The sequence below is a fragment of the Enterobacteriaceae endosymbiont of Donacia proxima genome (assembly GCF_012569285.1).
Taxonomy (GTDB): Bacteria; Pseudomonadota; Gammaproteobacteria; order Enterobacterales; family Enterobacteriaceae.
In genome coordinates this window covers 365141-384524 of sequence record NZ_CP046198.1, presented here as the reverse complement: position 1 = coordinate 384524, position 19384 = coordinate 365141, and the positions used below count along the sequence as shown (strand labels likewise).

17 protein-coding genes and 1 tRNA gene are annotated in these 19384 nt (G+C 20.2%); 16 read left to right on the top strand and 2 right to left on the bottom strand.

Annotated elements, in window-relative coordinates:
* The first annotated feature begins 15 nt into the window (after positions 1-15).
* The 15 genes from thrB (at position 16) to GJT97_RS01800 (ending at position 17198) form a co-directional block, all read left to right on the top strand.
* The gene (gene thrB / locus GJT97_RS01870; protein ID WP_169767792.1) at positions 16-957 is read left to right on the top strand and encodes a homoserine kinase; all 942 of its coding nucleotides are present in this window, start codon (positions 16-18) and stop codon (positions 955-957) included.
* Entirely contained in the window at positions 954-2261 is a 1308-nt protein-coding gene (thrC, locus tag GJT97_RS01865; protein WP_169767791.1) for a threonine synthase, read from the top strand. Before thrB ends, thrC begins: the two co-directional genes overlap by 4 nt.
* 34 nt (positions 2262-2295) lie before the next feature.
* Complete coding sequence (gene ndhC / locus GJT97_RS01860; protein WP_169767790.1) at positions 2296-2679, top strand: NADH-quinone oxidoreductase subunit A; 384 nt, start codon at positions 2296-2298, stop codon at positions 2677-2679.
* 32 nt (positions 2680-2711) lie between these two features.
* Positions 2712-3374, top strand: coding sequence for a NuoB/complex I 20 kDa subunit family protein (locus GJT97_RS01855; RefSeq protein WP_169767789.1), 663 nt, complete (start codon positions 2712-2714; stop codon positions 3372-3374).
* Positions 3375-3393: 19 nt separating this feature from the next.
* Entirely contained in the window at positions 3394-5220 is a 1827-nt protein-coding gene (nuoC, locus tag GJT97_RS01850) for an NADH-quinone oxidoreductase subunit C/D (RefSeq protein WP_169767788.1), read from the top strand.
* Positions 5221-5229: 9 nt separating this feature from the next.
* Positions 5230-5748, top strand: a complete 519-nt coding sequence (gene nuoE, locus GJT97_RS01845) for an NADH-quinone oxidoreductase subunit NuoE (protein ID WP_246208921.1) — start codon at positions 5230-5232, stop codon at positions 5746-5748.
* The gene (gene nuoF / locus GJT97_RS01840) at positions 5723-7003 is read left to right on the top strand and encodes an NADH-quinone oxidoreductase subunit NuoF (protein WP_169767787.1); all 1281 of its coding nucleotides are present in this window, start codon (positions 5723-5725) and stop codon (positions 7001-7003) included. Before nuoE ends, nuoF begins: the two co-directional genes overlap by 26 nt.
* A gap of 91 nt (positions 7004-7094) precedes the next feature.
* Positions 7095-9827, top strand: a complete 2733-nt coding sequence (gene nuoG, locus GJT97_RS01835) for an NADH-quinone oxidoreductase subunit NuoG (protein ID WP_169767786.1) — start codon at positions 7095-7097, stop codon at positions 9825-9827.
* The gene (gene nuoH / locus GJT97_RS01830) at positions 9824-10798 is read left to right on the top strand and encodes an NADH-quinone oxidoreductase subunit NuoH (RefSeq protein ID WP_246208920.1); all 975 of its coding nucleotides are present in this window, start codon (positions 9824-9826) and stop codon (positions 10796-10798) included. Before nuoG ends, nuoH begins: the two co-directional genes overlap by 4 nt.
* Positions 10799-10817: 19 nt before the next feature.
* Complete coding sequence (gene nuoI / locus GJT97_RS01825) at positions 10818-11360, top strand: NADH-quinone oxidoreductase subunit NuoI (protein ID WP_169767785.1); 543 nt, start codon at positions 10818-10820, stop codon at positions 11358-11360.
* Positions 11361-11383: 23 nt separating this feature from the next.
* Positions 11384-11890 (top strand): NADH-quinone oxidoreductase subunit J, encoded by a 507-nt coding sequence (locus GJT97_RS01820; RefSeq protein WP_169767784.1) that lies wholly within the window; start codon positions 11384-11386, stop codon positions 11888-11890.
* Positions 11891-11917: 27 nt separating this feature from the next.
* Entirely contained in the window at positions 11918-12220 is a 303-nt protein-coding gene (gene nuoK, locus GJT97_RS01815; RefSeq protein ID WP_169767783.1) for an NADH-quinone oxidoreductase subunit NuoK, read from the top strand.
* Positions 12217-14100, top strand: coding sequence for an NADH-quinone oxidoreductase subunit L (nuoL, locus tag GJT97_RS01810; protein ID WP_169767782.1), 1884 nt, complete (start codon positions 12217-12219; stop codon positions 14098-14100). Before nuoK ends, nuoL begins: the two co-directional genes overlap by 4 nt.
* 50 nt (positions 14101-14150) lie before the next feature.
* Positions 14151-15668 carry an NADH-quinone oxidoreductase subunit M gene (nuoM, locus tag GJT97_RS01805; RefSeq protein WP_169767781.1) on the top strand — a complete coding sequence of 506 codons (1518 nt, stop codon included), beginning with the start codon at positions 14151-14153 and terminating at the stop codon, positions 15666-15668.
* 51 nt (positions 15669-15719) lie between these two features.
* Positions 15720-17198 carry an NADH-quinone oxidoreductase subunit N gene (locus GJT97_RS01800; RefSeq protein WP_169767780.1) on the top strand — a complete coding sequence of 493 codons (1479 nt, stop codon included), beginning with the start codon at positions 15720-15722 and terminating at the stop codon, positions 17196-17198.
* A gap of 2 nt (positions 17199-17200) precedes the next feature.
* On the opposite strand, the gene GJT97_RS01795 is transcribed toward GJT97_RS01800, so the two are convergent.
* Entirely contained in the window at positions 17201-17776 is a 576-nt protein-coding gene (locus GJT97_RS01795; RefSeq protein WP_169767779.1) for a DedA family protein, read from the bottom strand.
* Positions 17777-17825: 49 nt separating this feature from the next.
* Positions 17826-17910, bottom strand: a tRNA-Ser gene (locus GJT97_RS01790).
* A gap of 55 nt (positions 17911-17965) precedes the next feature.
* Here GJT97_RS01790 and sbcB point away from each other — a divergent pair.
* Positions 17966-19381, top strand: coding sequence for an exodeoxyribonuclease I (gene sbcB, locus GJT97_RS01785; RefSeq protein ID WP_169767778.1), 1416 nt, complete (start codon positions 17966-17968; stop codon positions 19379-19381).
* Positions 19382-19384: the final 3 nt, after the last annotated feature.

Here is a 19384-nt window from a genome sequence, read left to right as displayed (position 1 = left end):
AAGGAATTATTATTTATGATAAAAATTTATTCTCCTGCTTCTATTGGTAATATTAATGTAGGTTTTGATACATTAGGAATAGCATTATCTAGAATTGATGGAGGAATTTTAGGAGATTTCATAACTATTTCGCATTCTAAAAAATTTGAATTAATAAATAAAGGTTTATTTTTTAATGATTTGCCCAAAAACAATTATGAAAATATTATTTTTAATTGTTGGATAAAATTTTGTGATAAAATTGGGAAAAAAGTTCCCTTAAAAATAATTTTAGAAAAAAATGTTCCTATATCATCAGGATTAGGTTCAAGCGCATGTTCTATAGTTGCTTGTTTAAAAGCAATAAATTTATTTTTCAATAATCCATTAAATAATTTAACTTTATTAAAATTAATGGGAGAATTAGAAGGATTTTTATCAGGTAAAATACATTACGATAATATCGTACCATGTTTATTAGGAGGTATGAAATTAATACTAATTATAAATAAAAATAACTTAATTATTCAAAATTTACCAATTTTTCAAAATTGGTTTTGGGTAATTGCATATCCTGGAATAAAACTATCTACATTTTATTCTAAAAAAATTTTACCAAAATTATATAAAAAAGAAATTTTCATTAAGCAAAATCAATATTTAGCAGGATTTATTAATGCTATCTATACAAAACAAGAATTATTAGCTGCAAAATTAATGAAAGATTTTATAGCTGAACCATATCGGAAACCATTTATACCTAATTTTGAAAAAATGGCTTATAAAGCAAAAAAATTAGGAGCTTTAAGCTGTGGTATTTCAGGATCTGGACCTACTATATTTAGTATTTTTAATAATTTAAATATTGCATATAATATGGTTAATTGGTTACAAAAAAATTTTTTAAAAAATAAAACAGGTTTTGTTCATATATGTAAGATAAACAATCTAGGCACTAAAATTATGGAGACCAAATGAAATTTTATAATCTTAATGATCATAAAGAAAATAAAAATTTTAGTCAAGCTTTACAACAAGGATTAGGTATAAAACAAGGTTTATTTTTTCCTAAGTATTTGCCTAAATTAAATAATAACACTATTGAAAATATATTAAATTTTAATTTTATAGATAGAAGTAGTTATATACTTTCACTTTTTTTAGAAGAAGAAATAAAATTAAATATTTTAAAAAAAAAAATAAAAGAAGGATTCAATTTTCCCTTAATATTAAATTTTTTGAATAAAAATCTTGCTTGTTTAGAATTATTTCATGGCCCTACTTTAGCTTTTAAAGATTTTGGTGTTCGTTTTATGGCACAAATGTTAAAATTTTTTAATAAAAAAAAACAAAATAAAATTATTATTTTAACTGCTACTTCTGGAGATACAGGTGCTGCTGTTGCTCATGCATTTTATAAAATTAAAAATATTGAAATAGTAATATTATATCCCTATAAAAAAATTTCTATTTTACAAGAAAAATTATTTTGTACATTAGGAAATAATATAAAAACTATTGCTATTAAAGGTAATTTTGATGATTGTCAAAAACTTATTAAAAAATCTTTTGATGATCAAGAATTAAAACAAAATTTAAATTTAAATTCCGCTAACTCAATTAATATCAGTAGATTACTTGCACAAATATGTTATTATTTTGAAGCATTTAGTCAAATACCTTTAGATCAAAGAAAAAAAAAAATAATTATATCTGTTCCAAGTGGAAACTTTGGAAATTTAACTGCTGGTTTAATGTCTAAAGTAATGGGTTTACCAATATACAAATTTATAGCTGCGACTAATATAAATGATACAATTCCAAAATATTTAAATACAGGATATTGGAATCCCCAAAAAACTGTATCTACATTATCTAATGCTATGGATGTTAGTATCCCTAATAATTGGCCTAGAATTAAAGAAATTTTTAAAAATAAAAACTTTAATTTAAATTTATTAGAATCTAAATCTATAACAGATCTAGAAACAACACAAATAATAATAGATGTATTTAATAAATATAAATACATTTTAGAACCACATACAGCTGTAAGTTTTTGTGCATTAAAAAAATTTATTCCAGAAAAAAATACTTTTAATATATTTTTTGGTACTGCTCATCCAGCAAAATTTAAAGATTATATTTATAATACTTTACATAAAAAAATAACATTACCTAAAATTTTAGCTAATTGTATAAAAAAAAAAAATTTATCTTATAAATTACCTAATAATTTTTTAGTTTTAAAAAAATTTTTAATGAAAAATTATATGATTTAAATCACATATCTTTTTTATATAAAGAATATTAATTATGTTAATAAATAAATTAACTTATGATTATGAGTACTTTATCTTATTTCAAATATTTGCCATTTTTATTAGTTGTATAATGATATTAATATCATTTTTTTTAGGAGAACGTTCATTTAATTTAAATAAACAAATACCATTCGAATCAGGAGTAATTTCTTATGGAAATTCACAAATAAAAATACATATTAAATTTTATTTAATAGCAATATTTTTTATTATTTTTGAGATTGAGTCTTTATATTTATATTTATGGTCTCTTTCTATAAAGAAAATAGAATTAGAAGGTTTTATCGAAGGAATTTTATTTATTTTTACTATTTTAATTACTTTGTTTTATTTATTTAAAACCAATATATTAAATTGGAAATATAAAAATATTTAATAATATTAAAATATATAAATGTATAATACAATATGAAATATATCCTTAACAAACATAAAAATAAGAAAAAAAAATATCCTTTAGAAGAAAAAAAATATATTAGTACAGATCCATTAAATGAACAAGTTCATAAAAATATTTTTTTAGGTAGTTTAAAAAAAATTACTCATCAAATTATTAACTGGGGACGAAAAAATTCTTTATGGCCCTATAATTTTGGATTATCATGTTGTTATGTTGAAATGACAACATCATTTACATCAATTAACGATATTTCACGTTTTGGTTCAGAAGTTTTAAGATCTTCTCCCAGACAAGCTGATTTTATAGTGATAGCAGGGACATGTTTTTTAAAAATGGCTCCTATAATACAACAATTATATGATCAAATGCTAGAACCTAAATGGGTTATTTCTATGGGATCATGTGCTAATTCTGGAGGAATGTATGATATATATTCTGTAGTACAGGGTGTAGATAAATTTTTACCTGTAGATATTTATATTCCAGGATGTCCACCTAGACCAGAAGCATATATACAAGCATTATTATTATTGCAAAAATCTATTAATTATGAAAGACGTCCTTTATCCTGGATAATAGGAGATCAAGGTATTTATAAAGCTAAAATAAAATCACTTAATAAAAATTTTTATAATAAAAATATCAAATTTAAATCACCAAAAAATATATGATATCTATAGGCATCTATTTATGAATAATTTTTTTAATAAAATAGTTACTAAGATAGGAGATAAACATAACAAATCTTTTTCTAAAAAGAAAATAGAACCTATAATAGATGAATTAAATAAGAAATTTTCTTTTAAAGATTTTATTATACAAAATAGTTATAATAAAAGAATGCCATTAGTTATTTGGATTAAATCTAATGATATAATAAAATTTATGAAATTTTTTTCACAAATTATTCATAATCCATATAATATGCTATATGATATGCATGGTATAGATGAAAGATTACATTTAAATAAATTTCATTTAATGAAAAAAATAGATTTTTCTTTATTTTATCATTTAATTTCTATTAATAGAAATTCAGATATTATTATAAAAATTCCTCTAAAAAAAAAATCATTATATATTAATAGTATTACAGGAATTTTTAAAAATTCTAATTGGTATGAAAGAGAAATTTGGGAAATGTTTGGAATTAATTTTATTAATCATCCTTGTTTATCACATATTTTATTACCCAAAAATTGGGATAATGGTTATCCTTTACGTAAAGATTTTCCTTCTAGAGCTACTGATTTAACTCCTTACATTTTAACAAAAAAAAAATATAAAATAGATATTAAAGCAACAAAAATCTTTCCAAAAGATTTTAATATATCAGAAAAAAATAAATATGATGATTATATGTATCTTAATTTAGGACCTAATCATCCTTCTGTTCATGGAGTATTCAGGATTATTTTACAATTATCAGGAGAAGAAATTATACAATGTATACCAGAAATTGGTTATCATCATAGAGGTGCAGAAAAAATAGCTGAACGACAAACATGGCATACTTATATACCATATACAGATAGAATTGAATATTTAGGTGGATGTATAAATGAAATGCCTTATATTCTAGCAATAGAAAAATTAGCTAATATTATTGTTAGTGATAGAATTAAGGTAATTAGAATAATGTTATCTGAACTATTTCGTATTAATAGTCATTTATTATATTTATCAACTTTTATACAAGATGTAGGAGCAATGACTCCTGTTTTTTTAGCTTTTACTGATAGACAAAAAATATATGATATAATTGAAGCAATTACTGGTGCTAGAATGCATCCTGCTTGGTTTAGAATAGGAGGATTAGCTCAAGATCTACCTCAAGGATGGGATATTCTAGTAAAAAAATTATTAATATGGTTACCTAAAAGATTAATTTTATATAAAAAAATAGCTTTAGAAAACAGTATTTTAATATCTAGAACTAAAAATATAGCAGTTTATAATCGAAAAGAAGCAATATCTTGGGGAGTTACTGGGGCTGGTTTACGGGCTACGGGTTTAAATTTTGATGTAAGAAAATGGCGTCCTTATTCAGGATACGAAAATTTTGATTTTGATATTCCTATCGGTAATAATGTTAGTGATTGTTACTCTAGGTTATTATTAAAATTAGAAGAGATTTGGCAAAGTTTACATATTATAAAACAATGTTTAAATTATATGCCTGAAGGAGAATATAAAGTTGATCATCCTTTAACTACACCTCCACTTAGAAAAAAAACATTAAATAACATAGAAAATCTAATTCATCATTTTATACAAGTTTCATGGGGACCATTAATACCTGCTAATGAATCATTTCAAATGATTGAGGCTACTAAAGGTATTAATAGTTATTACTTAATAAGTGATGGTAATACAACTAGTTATCGTACTAGAATAAGGACACCTAGTTTCCCTCATCTACAACAAATACCATCTGTTATCTGTGGTAGTTTAATATCTGATTTAATCGCTTATTTAGGAAGTATTGATTTTGTTATGTCTGATGTAGATCGTTAGAATAATATTATGAAAAAACAAAATAATAATATAAATTTGTATTTAGATAAAAAAGATTATGAAATTATTAATAAAATTATAAATAACTACGAATGTAATAATGCAGCTATTATTGAAATATTAATATTTTTTCAAAAAAAATATGGATGGATATCTGATAAAATTATTATTAATATTTCTAATATTTTAAATATACATCCTTCTGAAATCGATAGTATAGCAACATTTTATAGTCAAATTTTTCGATCTCCAGTAGGTAAATATGTTATTAAATATTGTGATAGCATTGTTTGTTATATAACAAAATATAAAAACATTTTAAAACATATTGAAAAAAAATTAAAAATTAAATCAGGAGACACAACTTCTGATAAATTATTTACTTTAATACCTATATGTTGTTTAGGACACTGTGAAAATAGTCCCGTTATAATGATTAATGAAAAAATCTATACTTCATTATCTATTAATTATATAGATCAAATATTGGATAATTATATTAATGAAAATCATAAAGCCAAACCCTGAAACACATCCTCTAACATGGCGTGTTAATAAAAATGAAACATTATTTTTAAAAAAATATATCAAAAAAGATGGTTATAAAATTTTAAAAAAGAGTTTAATAAAAAAAACACCACAAGACATTATTAATATTGTAAAAAAATCAAAATTGAAGGGTAGAGGTGGTGGTGGATTTTATACTGGATTAAAATGGAGCTTAATACCTCCGAAAAAAAATGATAATGAAATTAGATATTTTTTATGTAATGCTGATGAAATGGAACCAGGAACATATAAAGATCGTTTTTTAATAGAACATATTCCACATCAATTAATAGAAGGAATAATTATAAGTGCTTTCGCTATACAAGCTAATAAAGGATATATTTTTTTAAGAGGAGAATATATAAAATGTATAAAAATTTTAAATATAGCTATAAAAGAAGCATATAGTGCCAAATTTTTAGGAAAAAATATATTAAATAGTAATTTTAATTTTGATCTGTATCTCCATACAGGAGCTGGGAGATATATATGTGGAGAAGAAACAGCTTTAATTAATTCTTTAGAAGGTAAGCGTCCTAATCCACGTTTTAAACCTCCATATCCAGCTATAATTGGTTTATGGGGTAAACCTACATGTGTTAATAATGTTGAAACTATCTTTAATATACCTAGTATAATAAAATATGGATCTAAATGGTATCATAATATATCTAACAGTAGATATGATAGTGGCACAAAAATGTTAGGTTTTTCAGGAAATGTTAATATTCCTGGAGTCTGGGAATTACCATTCGGTACACCTGCTCGTTTAATTTTAGAAAAATATGCAGGGGGAATGAAAAAAGGATTTTTTTTAAAAGCTTGGCAACCAGGTGGGGCAGGAACCGGTTTTTTGACAAAAGATCATTTAGATTTACCAATGGATTTTATAAGCATTAATAATGCTGGTAGTAGATTAGGAACAGGTATATCTCTTGCTATAGATACAAGTATAAGTATTATATCTATATTAAAAAATTTAGAAATATTTTTTGCTAGAGAATCTTGTGGTTTTTGTACTTCTTGTAGAGAAGGATTACCTTGGATTGTTAAAATATTAAATAATCTAGAAAAAAAAAAAGGATTTAAAAAAGACATTTATCTTCTTAAAGATATAAGTAATCAATTAATTAATGGAGGTTCTTTTTGTGCGCATGCACCAAGTGCGATGGAACCTTTAAATAGTGCATTAAAATACTTTTTAAATGAATTTAAAAATGGAGTAATTAATTAAAAATTTTTATATAACAATTTTAACTTGTATATTATCAATAATAAATTAAGATATTTTTTATATTACTAAATAGTGATAAGGAATATATATTGTGATTAATATTAATATAGAAAATCAATTATATAAAGTTAATAAAAAAGATAATTTATTAAAAATATGTTTATCTTTAGGTTTTAATATACCATATTTTTGTTGGCATCCTATTTTAGGAAGTATAGGATCATGTCGCCAATGTGCAATAAAACAATCTGATGATTTTAAAAAAAAAAATGAATATATAATTATGTCTTGTATGTCTTCACCTATTAATAATTCATATATTACTATTAATGATGATGATTTAATTAATTTTCGTAAAAAAAATATTGAATTATTAATGTTAAATCATCCACACGATTGTCCCATTTGTGATAAAGGTGGTAATTGTCATTTACAAGATATGACTGTTATGACAGGACATAATAATCGTAGATATAATTTTCCTAAAAGAGAATATAAAAATCAATATTTAGGTCCTTTTATTTCTCATACAATGAATCGTTGTATTACATGTTATCGTTGTGTAAGATTTTATAAAAATTATGCAGATGGAAAAGATTTTAATGTTTTTGGATCTAAAAATAATATTTATTTTGGTAGATATTCAGATGGTAGATTGCAAAATACATTTTCTGGAAATTTAATCGAATTATGTCCTACTGGAGTTTTCAGTGATAAAATTTATAATATAAATTATGCAAGAAAATGGGATTTACAATATTCTCCAAGTATTTGTCAAAATTGTTCATTAGGATGTAATATTTTTATTGGAGAACGTTATGGAAAATTATCTAGTATACAAAATAGATTTCATGAAAAAATAAATCATTATTTTTTATGTGATAAAGGTTATTTTGGTTATGATTATACTTATTTAAAAAATAATCCTATTAAAATTATATCTTATAAAGATAATAAAAAATTTATTTTTAATAATAATCAAATTATAAAAAAAATTATTTATTTAATGTTAAATTCTAAAAATATAATTGGTATTGGCTCACCAAGAGCAAGTATAGAAAGTAATGTTTTTTTAAAAAAATTAGTTGGAAAAAAAAAATTCTATTTAGGTATTTTAAAAAATGAAAAAAAACAAATTGATTATATTATTAATATAATACAAAATACAAATATATATTTACCTACATTATCTGAAATTGAAAATTATGATACTATTTTAGTAATAGGTGAAGATTTAAGTAATACTAATCCTAGAGCTGCTTTAGCAGTAAGACAAGCTATAAAAAATAATTTTGATATTACAAATAATAATTTAGATCTTCCTTACTGGAATTCTAATGCAATTTTAAATATGAGAAATAAAAGATTAAATCCATTATTGATAACCAGTAATGATGAAACATTATTAGATGATATTTCTTTATTTAATTATTATGCGTCTACTTTAAATCAAACTAAATTTATTTCTATATTAGCAGAGTATATTAAAGATAATAATTTTGTTATAAATGATGAAGTTTTTAAAAAGAAAATTGTAAAAATAAAAAAAATATTATTAAATGCTACAAAACCTTTAATTATTTCTGGGACAGGTTCTAGTTCTCTATCATTAATTTCAGCATCTTATTTAATAGCGACAGAATTATATAAAAAAAATAAAAATGTAGGATTATTTTATGTATTAAATGAAGTAAATAGTATGGGAATCGGTTTAATTCAAGGAAAATCTTTAAATAGTTTATTTATAAAAAATAAATCTGTTATTCATAATAATTCAAACATAGATACTGTTTTTATAATGGAAAACGATTTATATATTTATGAAAATAAAGACATACTTAATAAATTTTTTAAAAATATTCCAAATATAATTGTATTAGATCATGTTATTACTAGAACTATGAAAAAAGCTAATATAATATTACCAGTAACAAATTTTATGGAAAATAGTGGTACTGTTATTAACAATGAATGTAGAGCACAAAGATTTTTTCAAGTTTACGATCCTTCTTTTTATAATAAAAATAATGATAGAAAACCTAGTTGGAAATGGATATATGAAATATATGCAAAATTAAATAATTTAAATAAAAATATTACTTTAGACGAAATTATAAAAGAATGTGAAAAATATATTCCAATACTTAATGGTATTAATTTAGCAGCACCACCAGCTACTTATAAAGTACATAATAGAAAATTTGCCAGATCTCCACTAAGATATAGCGGTAGAACATCAATGTTTTCTAACATAAATATACATGAACCTGAACAACCAAAAGATAAAGATACTATTTTTAGTTTTTCTATGGAAGGAAATTATGGTGCAAATATTAATTACACACATATCCCATTTTTATGGAATCCTGGATGGAATTCTCCAGAATCATTATATAAATTTCAAAAAGAAATTGGTATTTCATCTAAATATGGTGAAACAGGATTTAAAATACGTTCAAAAAATAAATGTGAAATACACATTAAAAAAATATATTATAAACATAATAATATTAATTATAATAATCAATTAATAATTATTGCACATCAAAAACTTTTTCAAAATAATAGTTTAATACAAAAATCTAATTTAATAAAAAGATATTTTAATGATTATTATGTAATTTTAAATAAAAAAGATGCTAAAAAATTAGGAATCTTAAATAATTATTTAATTAAATTATACTGTTTAAATAATATTTTTATATTAAAAGTATATATTTCAAAATTTTTAAATCAAGGATTAGTAAGTCTCCCTTTAGGGACTAAAAATATTCCGTTATCTTTTTTAGGTAAAATTATTAAAAAAATAAAGGTATTAAAATGATGTTTTTCCCATTGTTTTATTCTATAAAATTATTTTATATATTACAAATATTATTAATATTATTAATATTATTAATTAGTAGTGCTTTTTTAAGTTTTGTAGAAAGACGTATACTTGCTTTATTCCAAAATCGTTATGGTCCTAATAGAGTAGGATTATTTGGTTGTTTACAAGTATTAGCTGATATGATAAAAATTCTTTTTAAAGAAGATTGGAATCCTAATTTTTCAAACAAATTATTGTTTAATCTAGCTCCTATTTTAGCATTTAATACATTATTATCAGTATTTGCTATACTACCTATTACTCCATATATTATAATATCTAATTTAAATATTGGCATACTTTTTTTTTTTATGATGGCTAGTATTTCAGTATATTCTATATTATTTGCAGGATTAGCAAGTAATAATAAATATGCTTTATTAGGAGTAATAAGAGGAGTAGCTCAAATTATTAGTTATGAAATTTTTTTAGGATTATCATTAATGGGCATTATTTGTAGAACTGGATCCTTTAATTTGTTAGATATAATCTATTATCAATTTAAATATCATTGGAATATTATTCCTCAATTTTTTGGTTTTATACCATTTTTAATTGCTTCTATAGCCTTATGTCATAGACATCCTTTTGATCAACCAGAAACAGAACAAGAACTTATTGATGGTTACCATATTGAATACTCTGGAATGAAATTTGGACTTTTTTTTATAGGAGAATATATTAATATAATAATATTATCTTCTTTAATTGTTATTTTATTTTTTGGAGGATGGTTAGGTCCATTTTTCAAACCCATAATATGGTTTTTAATTAAAACTATTATATTTATAATACTTTTTTTTTTAATAAGAGCATCATTACCTAGACCTCGTTATGATAACGTAATATATTTTGGATGGTTTATATGTTTACCATTAACATTAATTAATCTTATAATTACTTCATGTTTAGTAAAATTCAACTAACTTTTAGAAAAATTAAATAATGAATATTAAAAAATTTTTTATTAATATAATGAGCCAAATAAGAAGTATTTTCTTAGTTTTATTAAATATTTTTAGTAAAAGAGAAACAATAATGTATCCAGAAGAAAAAATTTATTTACCACCAAGATACAGAGGAAGAATAATATTAACATCTGATTTAGATAATAATGAACGTTGTGTTGCTTGTAATCTTTGTGCAGTTGTTTGTCCAGTTGGTTGTATAACTTTAAAAAAATCTATAAATAAAAATGGACGATCATATGCTAAATTCTTTAGAATAAATTTTTCTAGATGTATTTTTTGTGGATTTTGTGAAGAATCTTGTCCTACATCGGCTATACAATTAATCCCAGATTTTGAATTATGTGAATTTAATAGAAAAGATTTAATATATGAAAAAGAAAACTTATTAATTAATAATCCAGGAAAAGACTTAAAATATAATTTTTATAATATTTCAGGAGTTAAAATTAAAAATAATGAAAAAAATAACATAAAAAATTCAAGTATAGAGGTAGATATAAAAAATATTTTACCATAATTTTAATTATAGAGGTATTTTATATGGAAATAATATTGTATTTATTAGAGTTAATATCAATAATTTTTTCATTTTTAATAATTATTAGTGTTAATCCTATTTATACATTGTTATATTTTTTACTTTCATTGATTTCAATATCATGTATATTTTTTTTATTAGGTGATTATTTTGCTGGAGCATTAGAAATTATTATATATGCTGGATCAATTATTATATTATTTATATTTGTTTTAATGTTTTTAAATTATAAAAATATTAAGTTAGAAGAAAAATTTTTTTTTATAAAAAAAAAATTATTTATAATTAATATTTTAATTATCAATTTCTTTTTTTTTATATTAATATTTTATGTTTTAAAACATTTATATACAAAAAAATTAATTATTCATCATTTTATTAATATCCAAAATATTGGTATAAATTTATTTACACAATATAAAATTATTGTAGAATTAATATCAATACTTTTATTATCAGGTATAATTATTATTTTACATATAGGGAAAAAAAAAAATATTAAAGTTTAATTTTTATACAATAAAGAAGAATATAAAATGATACCTCTATATCATATTTTAATATTTATTATTATAATATTTACTATCGGATTAACAGGCATATTAATTAGAAATAATATGTTATATATTTTAATTTGTTCTGAGTTAATGATTAATGCTGCTGCTTTATCATGTATAGTTTCTGGGAATTACTGGAAACAAACAGAAGGAGAAATTATGTATATCATATCTATTAGTATATCAGCTATAGAAACTTGTATAGGTTTAATTTTATTAATAAAATTATATTATTATAAAAATAATATTAATATTGATTCAATTAGTGAGATGAATGGATGAAATTTCTTTTTTTAATTATTTTAATGCCATTAATTAGTTTCTTAATATTATCATTATTTTCTAATTATTTAAATAAAACTCAAATTTCAATAATTGGAATTATTTTCATTGGTATAAGTGCAATATTAACATTAATAATAGGATATATTTTTTTACAAAATAAATTATTGTTTTACAAACAATCTTTATGGGAAATATTAAATATTGATTCTTTTAATATTAATTTTAATCTATATTTAGATATGTTGTCATTAGTTATGTTATTTATTACTACATGGGTAGGATTTTTTATCCATATATTTTCTATTTGGTATATGCAAAATAAAGAAGGATATTCTAGATTTTTTGCATATACTAATTTATTTATTGCTAATATGACATTACTTATTTTAGCTGATAATTTTATTTTAATGTTCTTTGGTTGGGAAGGAGTAGGAGTATGTTCCTATTTATTAATAGGTTTTTTTTATAAAAAACCATTAAATGGATTATCTGCTATAAAAGTATTTTTAATAACTCGTTTCAGTGATATTTTTTTAATTATTGGAATGTTTTTTATATTTAGAATATTTAATACTTTTAATTTTTCGGAAATATTAAATATTTCTACATCATCTTTAATTTATTATAAAGCATTTTATTTAAAAATAATAGCTATAATGATTATTATAGGATCTTTAAGTAAGTCAGCTCAGTTTCCATTAAATACTTGGTTGATAGATGCGATGGTTGGACCTACTCCTGTTTCTGCACTTATTCATGCTGCTACTATGGTTACCGCTGGTATTTATTTAATTTTACGTAATAACATTTTATTTTTAATGAATAATCATATCCTTTTTTTATGTAGTATTATCGGTTCAATAACAATATTACTATCTGGTTATTCTGCATTAATACAAAATAATATTAAACGTATTTTAGCATATTCTACAATGAGTCAAATTGGTTATATGTTTTTAGCATTAGGTGTTAATTTATGGAAAGCTTCTTTATTTCACGTAATATCACATGCTTTTTTTAAAGCATTACTTTTTTTATGTGTTGCTTCTATTATATTTTTATGTAATAATGAACAAGATATACTTAGAATGGGAGGAATGAAAAAGTATTTTCCATTTATATACTATATTTTTTTATTTGGATCAATATCTTTAATTTCATTACCTTTTATTACTATGAGTAGTTTTACGAAAGAAAAGATATTATATGAAATATTTATAAATAAATATAAGTTTCTTTTTTTTATTAGTTTTATAGGTAGTGTTTTAACTTCATTATATACTATTCGTATGGTTTATAAAATTTTTTATGGTGAAAGTAATATTTACTTTAATAAAATTAAAAATAATACATTTATACATAATATTCCGTTAATAATATTAACAATATTATCTAGTTATATAGGGGTAGTATTTTTACCAATAAAACAAAAATTTTTATTTCCTAGTAAATTATTAATTTTAAATCATAAAAATTATTTTATTTTAGAAATAACATCTATATTAATTTTAATTAATAGTTGTTTATTATATATTTTTTATATTAAAAATAATTTTTTAATCAAAAAAATTTTTAAAAATTATTGTTATTATTTTTATTTTATAAATAATTTTTTTTTTAATAGTTACTATATAGATTATATTTATAAAAATATATTTACAAATGTTTTTAAAAAATTTTTATTAATAATAAAAAATGATCCTATATCCAAAATAATAGATTATTTATTTATAAATATTTTAAATAAAATAGGATGTTTATTATTAATAAGTGAAAATGGACGTATTAGTTGGTATATATTATCTATATATATAGGAACAATAATAATTTTAGTATATTTAACAATATTTATCAATAATCAATATTATTTTATATAATAAATTTAATTTTTATATATTAAATAATAAGAATATAATTAGGAAATTTTATGTTATTACCCTGGTTTATATTAATTCCTTTTTTTAGTGGTTTAATTTGTTGGCAAAGTGAAAAAATAAATTATAAATTTCCTCGTTGGATATCTTTAATTTCTATTAGTTTTATTTTTATAATATCAATTATTAAATTAATTTTATATACATATAATTTTAAAAATCATATATTTTTTTTATATCCTACATGGATGTCAGAATTTATATTAAATTGGATTCCAATATTTGGAATACATTTTCATCTAGCTATAGATGGATTATCATTAATAATGATAAATTTAACTGGATTATTAGGTATAATGGCTGTAATATGCTCTTGGAATGAAATTAAAAAACTCCATGGTTTTTTTCATTTAAATTTATTATGGGTTTTAAGTAGTGTTATTGGTGTATTTTTATCTGTAGATATGTTTTTATTTTTTTTATTTTGGGAAATAATGTTATTACCTATGTATTTTTTAATATCTTTATGGGGACATAAAGATATTAAAGGAAATAGTCGTATTAAAGCAGCAACTAAATTTTTTATTTATACACAATCTAGTGGTTTATTAATGTTATGTGGAATTCTAACTTTAGTTTTTGCTCATTATAAATCTACTGGTGTATTAACTTTTGAATATAATGCTTTATTAAATAATCATTTAGATTTAAAGACAGAATTTTTATTAATGTTATCTTTTTTTATCGCATTTGCAGTTAAAATGCCTATTATTCCATTTCATGGATGGTTGCCTAATACACATAGTCAGGCTCCAACAGCAGGATCTGTCGATTTAGCAGGTATTTTACTCAAAACAGCTGCTTATGGTTTATTAAGATTTACATTACCATTATTTCCTATATCATCTTTAAAATTTTCATTTATTGCAATATTATTAGGAATATTTAGTATTTTTTATGGATCATGGATGGCTTATATTCAAAATGATATAAAAAAAATTATAGCATATACATCCATATCCCATATGGGATATATTTTAATCGGGATCTATAGTTTTAATAAACTAGCTTATCAAGGTGTAATTATACAAATAATATCACATGGTATTTCTGCTTCTGCACAATTTATTCTTTGTGGGCAGCTATATGAAAAATTAAAAACACGTAATATAAAATTAATGGGTGGAATATGGAATAATATAAATACATTACCAGGTTTTTTTATTTTTTTTGCTCTAGCTAGTATCGGTATTCCTGGTACAGGAAATTTTATAGGAGAATTTTTAATTTTATTAGGAATATTTTATAAATATCCTATTTATGCATGTATTACTACTTTTAGTTTATTATTTTCTAGTATTTATTCATTAAATATGATACAAAAAATTTTTTATGGTTCTAAAACTAAAATAAATATTTTAAAAAAAAATATGTTTTTAAGAGAAAAAATTATTTTATTCATATTATTAATATTGTTAATAATTTTAGGTTTTTATCCACAATTTATTTTAAATATATCAAATAATACTATTAATAATATATATAATAGAATTATAATGATGAATTATTAATCAAGTGTATATATTATTTTTAATAAATTTTTAAATAAAATAGAATATTTTATGACCAAATTACTAATACCATTAATACCTTTAATTATTATTATTATATCATTAATATTTTTATTAATTAAAGTAACAATAAAACGTGATAATATAACAAGTTTAATTATTACAATTATTGGATTTGTATTTACAATAATATCTTTTTTTTATATAAAAAATAATAATTTTTTTATAAATAATTTATTTTTACAAGATAAATATTCAATTTTTTATAAAATTATATTATTATTGAATAATATAATAGTATGTTTACTAGCTTATAAATGGTTGTCTATTATTCGATATAATAAAGATGAATTCTATTTATTAATTATGATCTCATCTATAGGAAATTTAGTATTATTAGATGCTAATAATTTAATATCAATGTTAATTGGTATTGAATTAATATCTATACCTATTTTTGGTTTAATATTTTATAATTTAAAATTAAAATATGCATTAGAAGCTAGTATTAAGTATACAATACTTTCTATGTTAGTATCATCATTTTTAATATTAGGAATATCTTTTATATATTTAGATAATGGTAGCTTACATTTTGTTAATTTATTAAATAATGATATAATTCATAATTTTTTTTCCATAAATTATTTAACAATAATTGGTTTATTATTAATAATAATCAGTTTAGGATTTAAATTATCAATATTTCCATTTCATTTATGGACTCCAGATGTTTATCAAGGATCACCAATAATTATTACATTATTTTTATCTACATTTAGCAAAATATCAATTTTTGTATTTTTGTTTAAATTTTTAATTAATTTTGCATATATGCATTATATGCAATCTTTTGTACTACAAATACTAATTTTATTATCAATATTATCAATATTATTTGGTAATATTATGGGTATTACAGCTAAAAATAATATTAAACGTTTACTAGCATATTCATCTATAGCACATATAGGGTATATGTTTATAATGTTAATTTATAATCAAAAATATGAAACACATATTTTTTCACTAGAAATGATGTCAATATATATTTTTGGATATCTGATAAATAATTTAGGTATTTTAGGTGTAATGAGTATATTTTCTAGTTTAAATGTTAATGAAATAAATATAGATAAATTATATTATTATCGTGGTTTATTTTGGTATGATCCAATTTTAACTTTTATTTTAACTATAATGTTGTTATCTTTAGCTGGAATTCCTTTTACTATAGGATTTATTTCAAAATTTTATTTAATAGCTTTAAGTATAAAAATGAAAATGTGGTATTTAACTTATATAGTTATATTCGGAAGTTCTATGGGAATATATTATTATTTAAATATAATTATAAGTTTATATTTAAAACCATCTAAAATAAATAAAGATTTTTATCTTACTAAAACAAAAAAAAATAACTATTATTTTTTTATAAAAAATTTATTATTATTATTTGCAATTATAACAATTATATTAGGATTATATCCCGAACTTTTAATAAAGTTAATTACAAATTATATTGTATAATACTATTTTAAATAGTTAATTTTTTTTTTTATAATTTTGAATAAAAAAAAAATTATTATTAATAATAAAAAAACAAATAAGAAATATTTAATAATTTTAGTAGTATCTTTTATCCATTTAGATATAATTTCACCAAAAAAATATCCAGAAACAGTAAAAAAAATAGTCCAAATAAAAGCTCCAATAATATTTAAGAAAAAAAATTTAATATTAGAAATATTAGCGATACCCATTGTTATTGGTATTATTAATCTGAATCCATAAATAAATCTTGTTATAATAATAAAAAAATAAGGATATTTTTTAAAAAAAATACGATATTTTTTAATTTTTAAATTATAATTTTTAAAAAAAGATAAAAAATTTTTACTGTATTTTTTACCTATAAAAAATAATATTTGATTACTTAAAACAGAACAAATAATAGTAATAATTATAATATTATTTAAATTTAAAATTTTTTTATGAGCTAACATACCAGCAATAATAATAAATGTTTCCCATTCAATTAAAGAACTTAATAATACTATAAAATAACCGTATTTATACATTATTTTAGTTAAATTTATATCAAACATAATATTTTGATATCATATTTTAAAATAGTTAATATATATAATTTATTTTCGGTGAGAAGGGGATTCGAACCCCTGATATGCTTCCATATACATGCTTTCCAGGCATGCGCCTTCAACCACTCGGCCATCTCACCATAATTAATTAATAATTATTGTAAAAATATTAATAATATAATAGTATTATATACTATGTTAAAGAAAAAAAAATTAAAATTTAATTTTTTATTTTATGATTATGAAACTTTTGGTTTAAATCCTAAAAAAGATAGAATTGCCCAGTTTGCTTGTATACGAACTGATATTAATTTGAATATTATTCATAAACCTGTAGTTCTTTACTGTAAATTACCTAGTGATTATTTACCTGACCCAAAATCAATTATAATACATCATATAAATCCATATATGGTAAATTTAAAAGGATTCCAAGAAAATACATTTGCAAATTACATTCATGATATATTTTTACATCCTAATACTTGTATTGTTGGATATAACAATCTTTCTTTTGATGATGAATTTAGTAAATTTCTATTTTATCGAAATTTTTATGATCCATATAGTTGGTTTTGGAAAAATAATAATAGTAGATGGGATATACTTAATTTAGTTAGAGCATGTTACGTATTAAGACCTAATGGAATTTTTTGGCCTAAAATGAATAAAATTCCTATTTTTAATCTTGAAAAGATAGCGAAATTAAATCATATATTATCAAATAAAGTTCATGATGCATTATCTGATGTATATACTACAATATCTATTACAAAATTAATTAAAAATAAACAACCATTATTATTTAAATATTTTTTTAAATATAGATGTAAAAAAGAATTAATAAAAATTATAAATTTATCAAAAATTCAAATTTTAATTCATATTAGTAATCTTTATAAAAATAAAGATAATAATATAAATTGTATAACTCCATTATTTTGGCATCCACAAAATAAAAATATATTAGTTACTTTTAATTTAATAAAAAATGTAAATTATTTTTTACATATTTTTAAAAAAAAAAACCAATTATATCAAAAATATATTTTTTCATATATACAGTTTATTAACTTAAATAAAGTTCCTTTATTATTACCATTTAATTTTCTGAAACAAACAGATTTTAATCGTTTAAAATTTAATAATTTATTTTATATAAATAATTTTATTTTATTACAAAAAAATTTTTTAAAAATAAAAAAAATTATAGAAAATTTTATATTTTATTTTACTACAAAATATATTGAAACCAATATTTATAATGTTGATAAACAATTATATCATAATTTTTTTTCTAATGAAGATCTTTTAAAATTTAAAAAAATACATAATAAAAAATTTAATTTTTTAAATAAAATATCTTTTAAAGATAAAAGAGCTAATATTTTATTATTTAAATATAAAGCAAGAAACTTTCCTATGGAATTAAATATAATAGAACAAAAAACATGGAATATATATCAAAAAAATATATTTAATCAAAAATTTCTTCAAAATTATATATATAAAATTCAAAAACTTTTAGAAAAAAATTCTTGTAATAAAAAAAATTTAACTTTAAAAAAATTACTTAAATATGTTAAAAGTCATTTTAATATAAAAACATAAAAT

Bases quoted from the DNA above. Each gene is read 5' to 3' on its own strand.
- nuoL (WP_169767782.1), top strand. From the start codon at position 12,217: ATGAAATTTCTTTTTTTAATTATTTTAATGCCATTAATTAGTTTCTTA.
- GJT97_RS01855 (WP_169767789.1), top strand. From the start codon at position 2,712: ATGAAATATATCCTTAACAAACATAAAAATAAGAAAAAAAAATATCCT.
- nuoH (WP_246208920.1), top strand. From the start codon at position 9,824: ATGATGTTTTTCCCATTGTTTTATTCTATAAAATTATTTTATATATTA.
- sbcB (WP_169767778.1), top strand. From the start codon at position 17,966: ATGTTAAAGAAAAAAAAATTAAAATTTAATTTTTTATTTTATGATTAT.
- thrB (WP_169767792.1), top strand. From the start codon at position 16: ATGATAAAAATTTATTCTCCTGCTTCTATTGGTAATATTAATGTAGGT.
- nuoF (WP_169767787.1), top strand. From the start codon at position 5,723: ATGAAAATCATAAAGCCAAACCCTGAAACACATCCTCTAACATGGCGT.
- thrC (WP_169767791.1), top strand. From the start codon at position 954: ATGAAATTTTATAATCTTAATGATCATAAAGAAAATAAAAATTTTAGT.
- nuoM (WP_169767781.1), top strand. From the start codon at position 14,151: ATGTTATTACCCTGGTTTATATTAATTCCTTTTTTTAGTGGTTTAATT.
- nuoK (WP_169767783.1), top strand. From the start codon at position 11,918: ATGATACCTCTATATCATATTTTAATATTTATTATTATAATATTTACT.
- GJT97_RS01820 (WP_169767784.1), top strand. From the start codon at position 11,384: ATGGAAATAATATTGTATTTATTAGAGTTAATATCAATAATTTTTTCA.
- GJT97_RS01795 (WP_169767779.1), bottom strand. From the start codon at position 17,776: ATGTTTGATATAAATTTAACTAAAATAATGTATAAATACGGTTATTTT.
- GJT97_RS01800 (WP_169767780.1), top strand. From the start codon at position 15,720: ATGACCAAATTACTAATACCATTAATACCTTTAATTATTATTATTATA.
- nuoI (WP_169767785.1), top strand. From the start codon at position 10,818: ATGAATATTAAAAAATTTTTTATTAATATAATGAGCCAAATAAGAAGT.
- nuoC (WP_169767788.1), top strand. From the start codon at position 3,394: ATGAATAATTTTTTTAATAAAATAGTTACTAAGATAGGAGATAAACAT.
- ndhC (WP_169767790.1), top strand. From the start codon at position 2,296: ATGTTAATAAATAAATTAACTTATGATTATGAGTACTTTATCTTATTT.
- nuoE (WP_246208921.1), top strand. From the start codon at position 5,230: ATGAAAAAACAAAATAATAATATAAATTTGTATTTAGATAAAAAAGAT.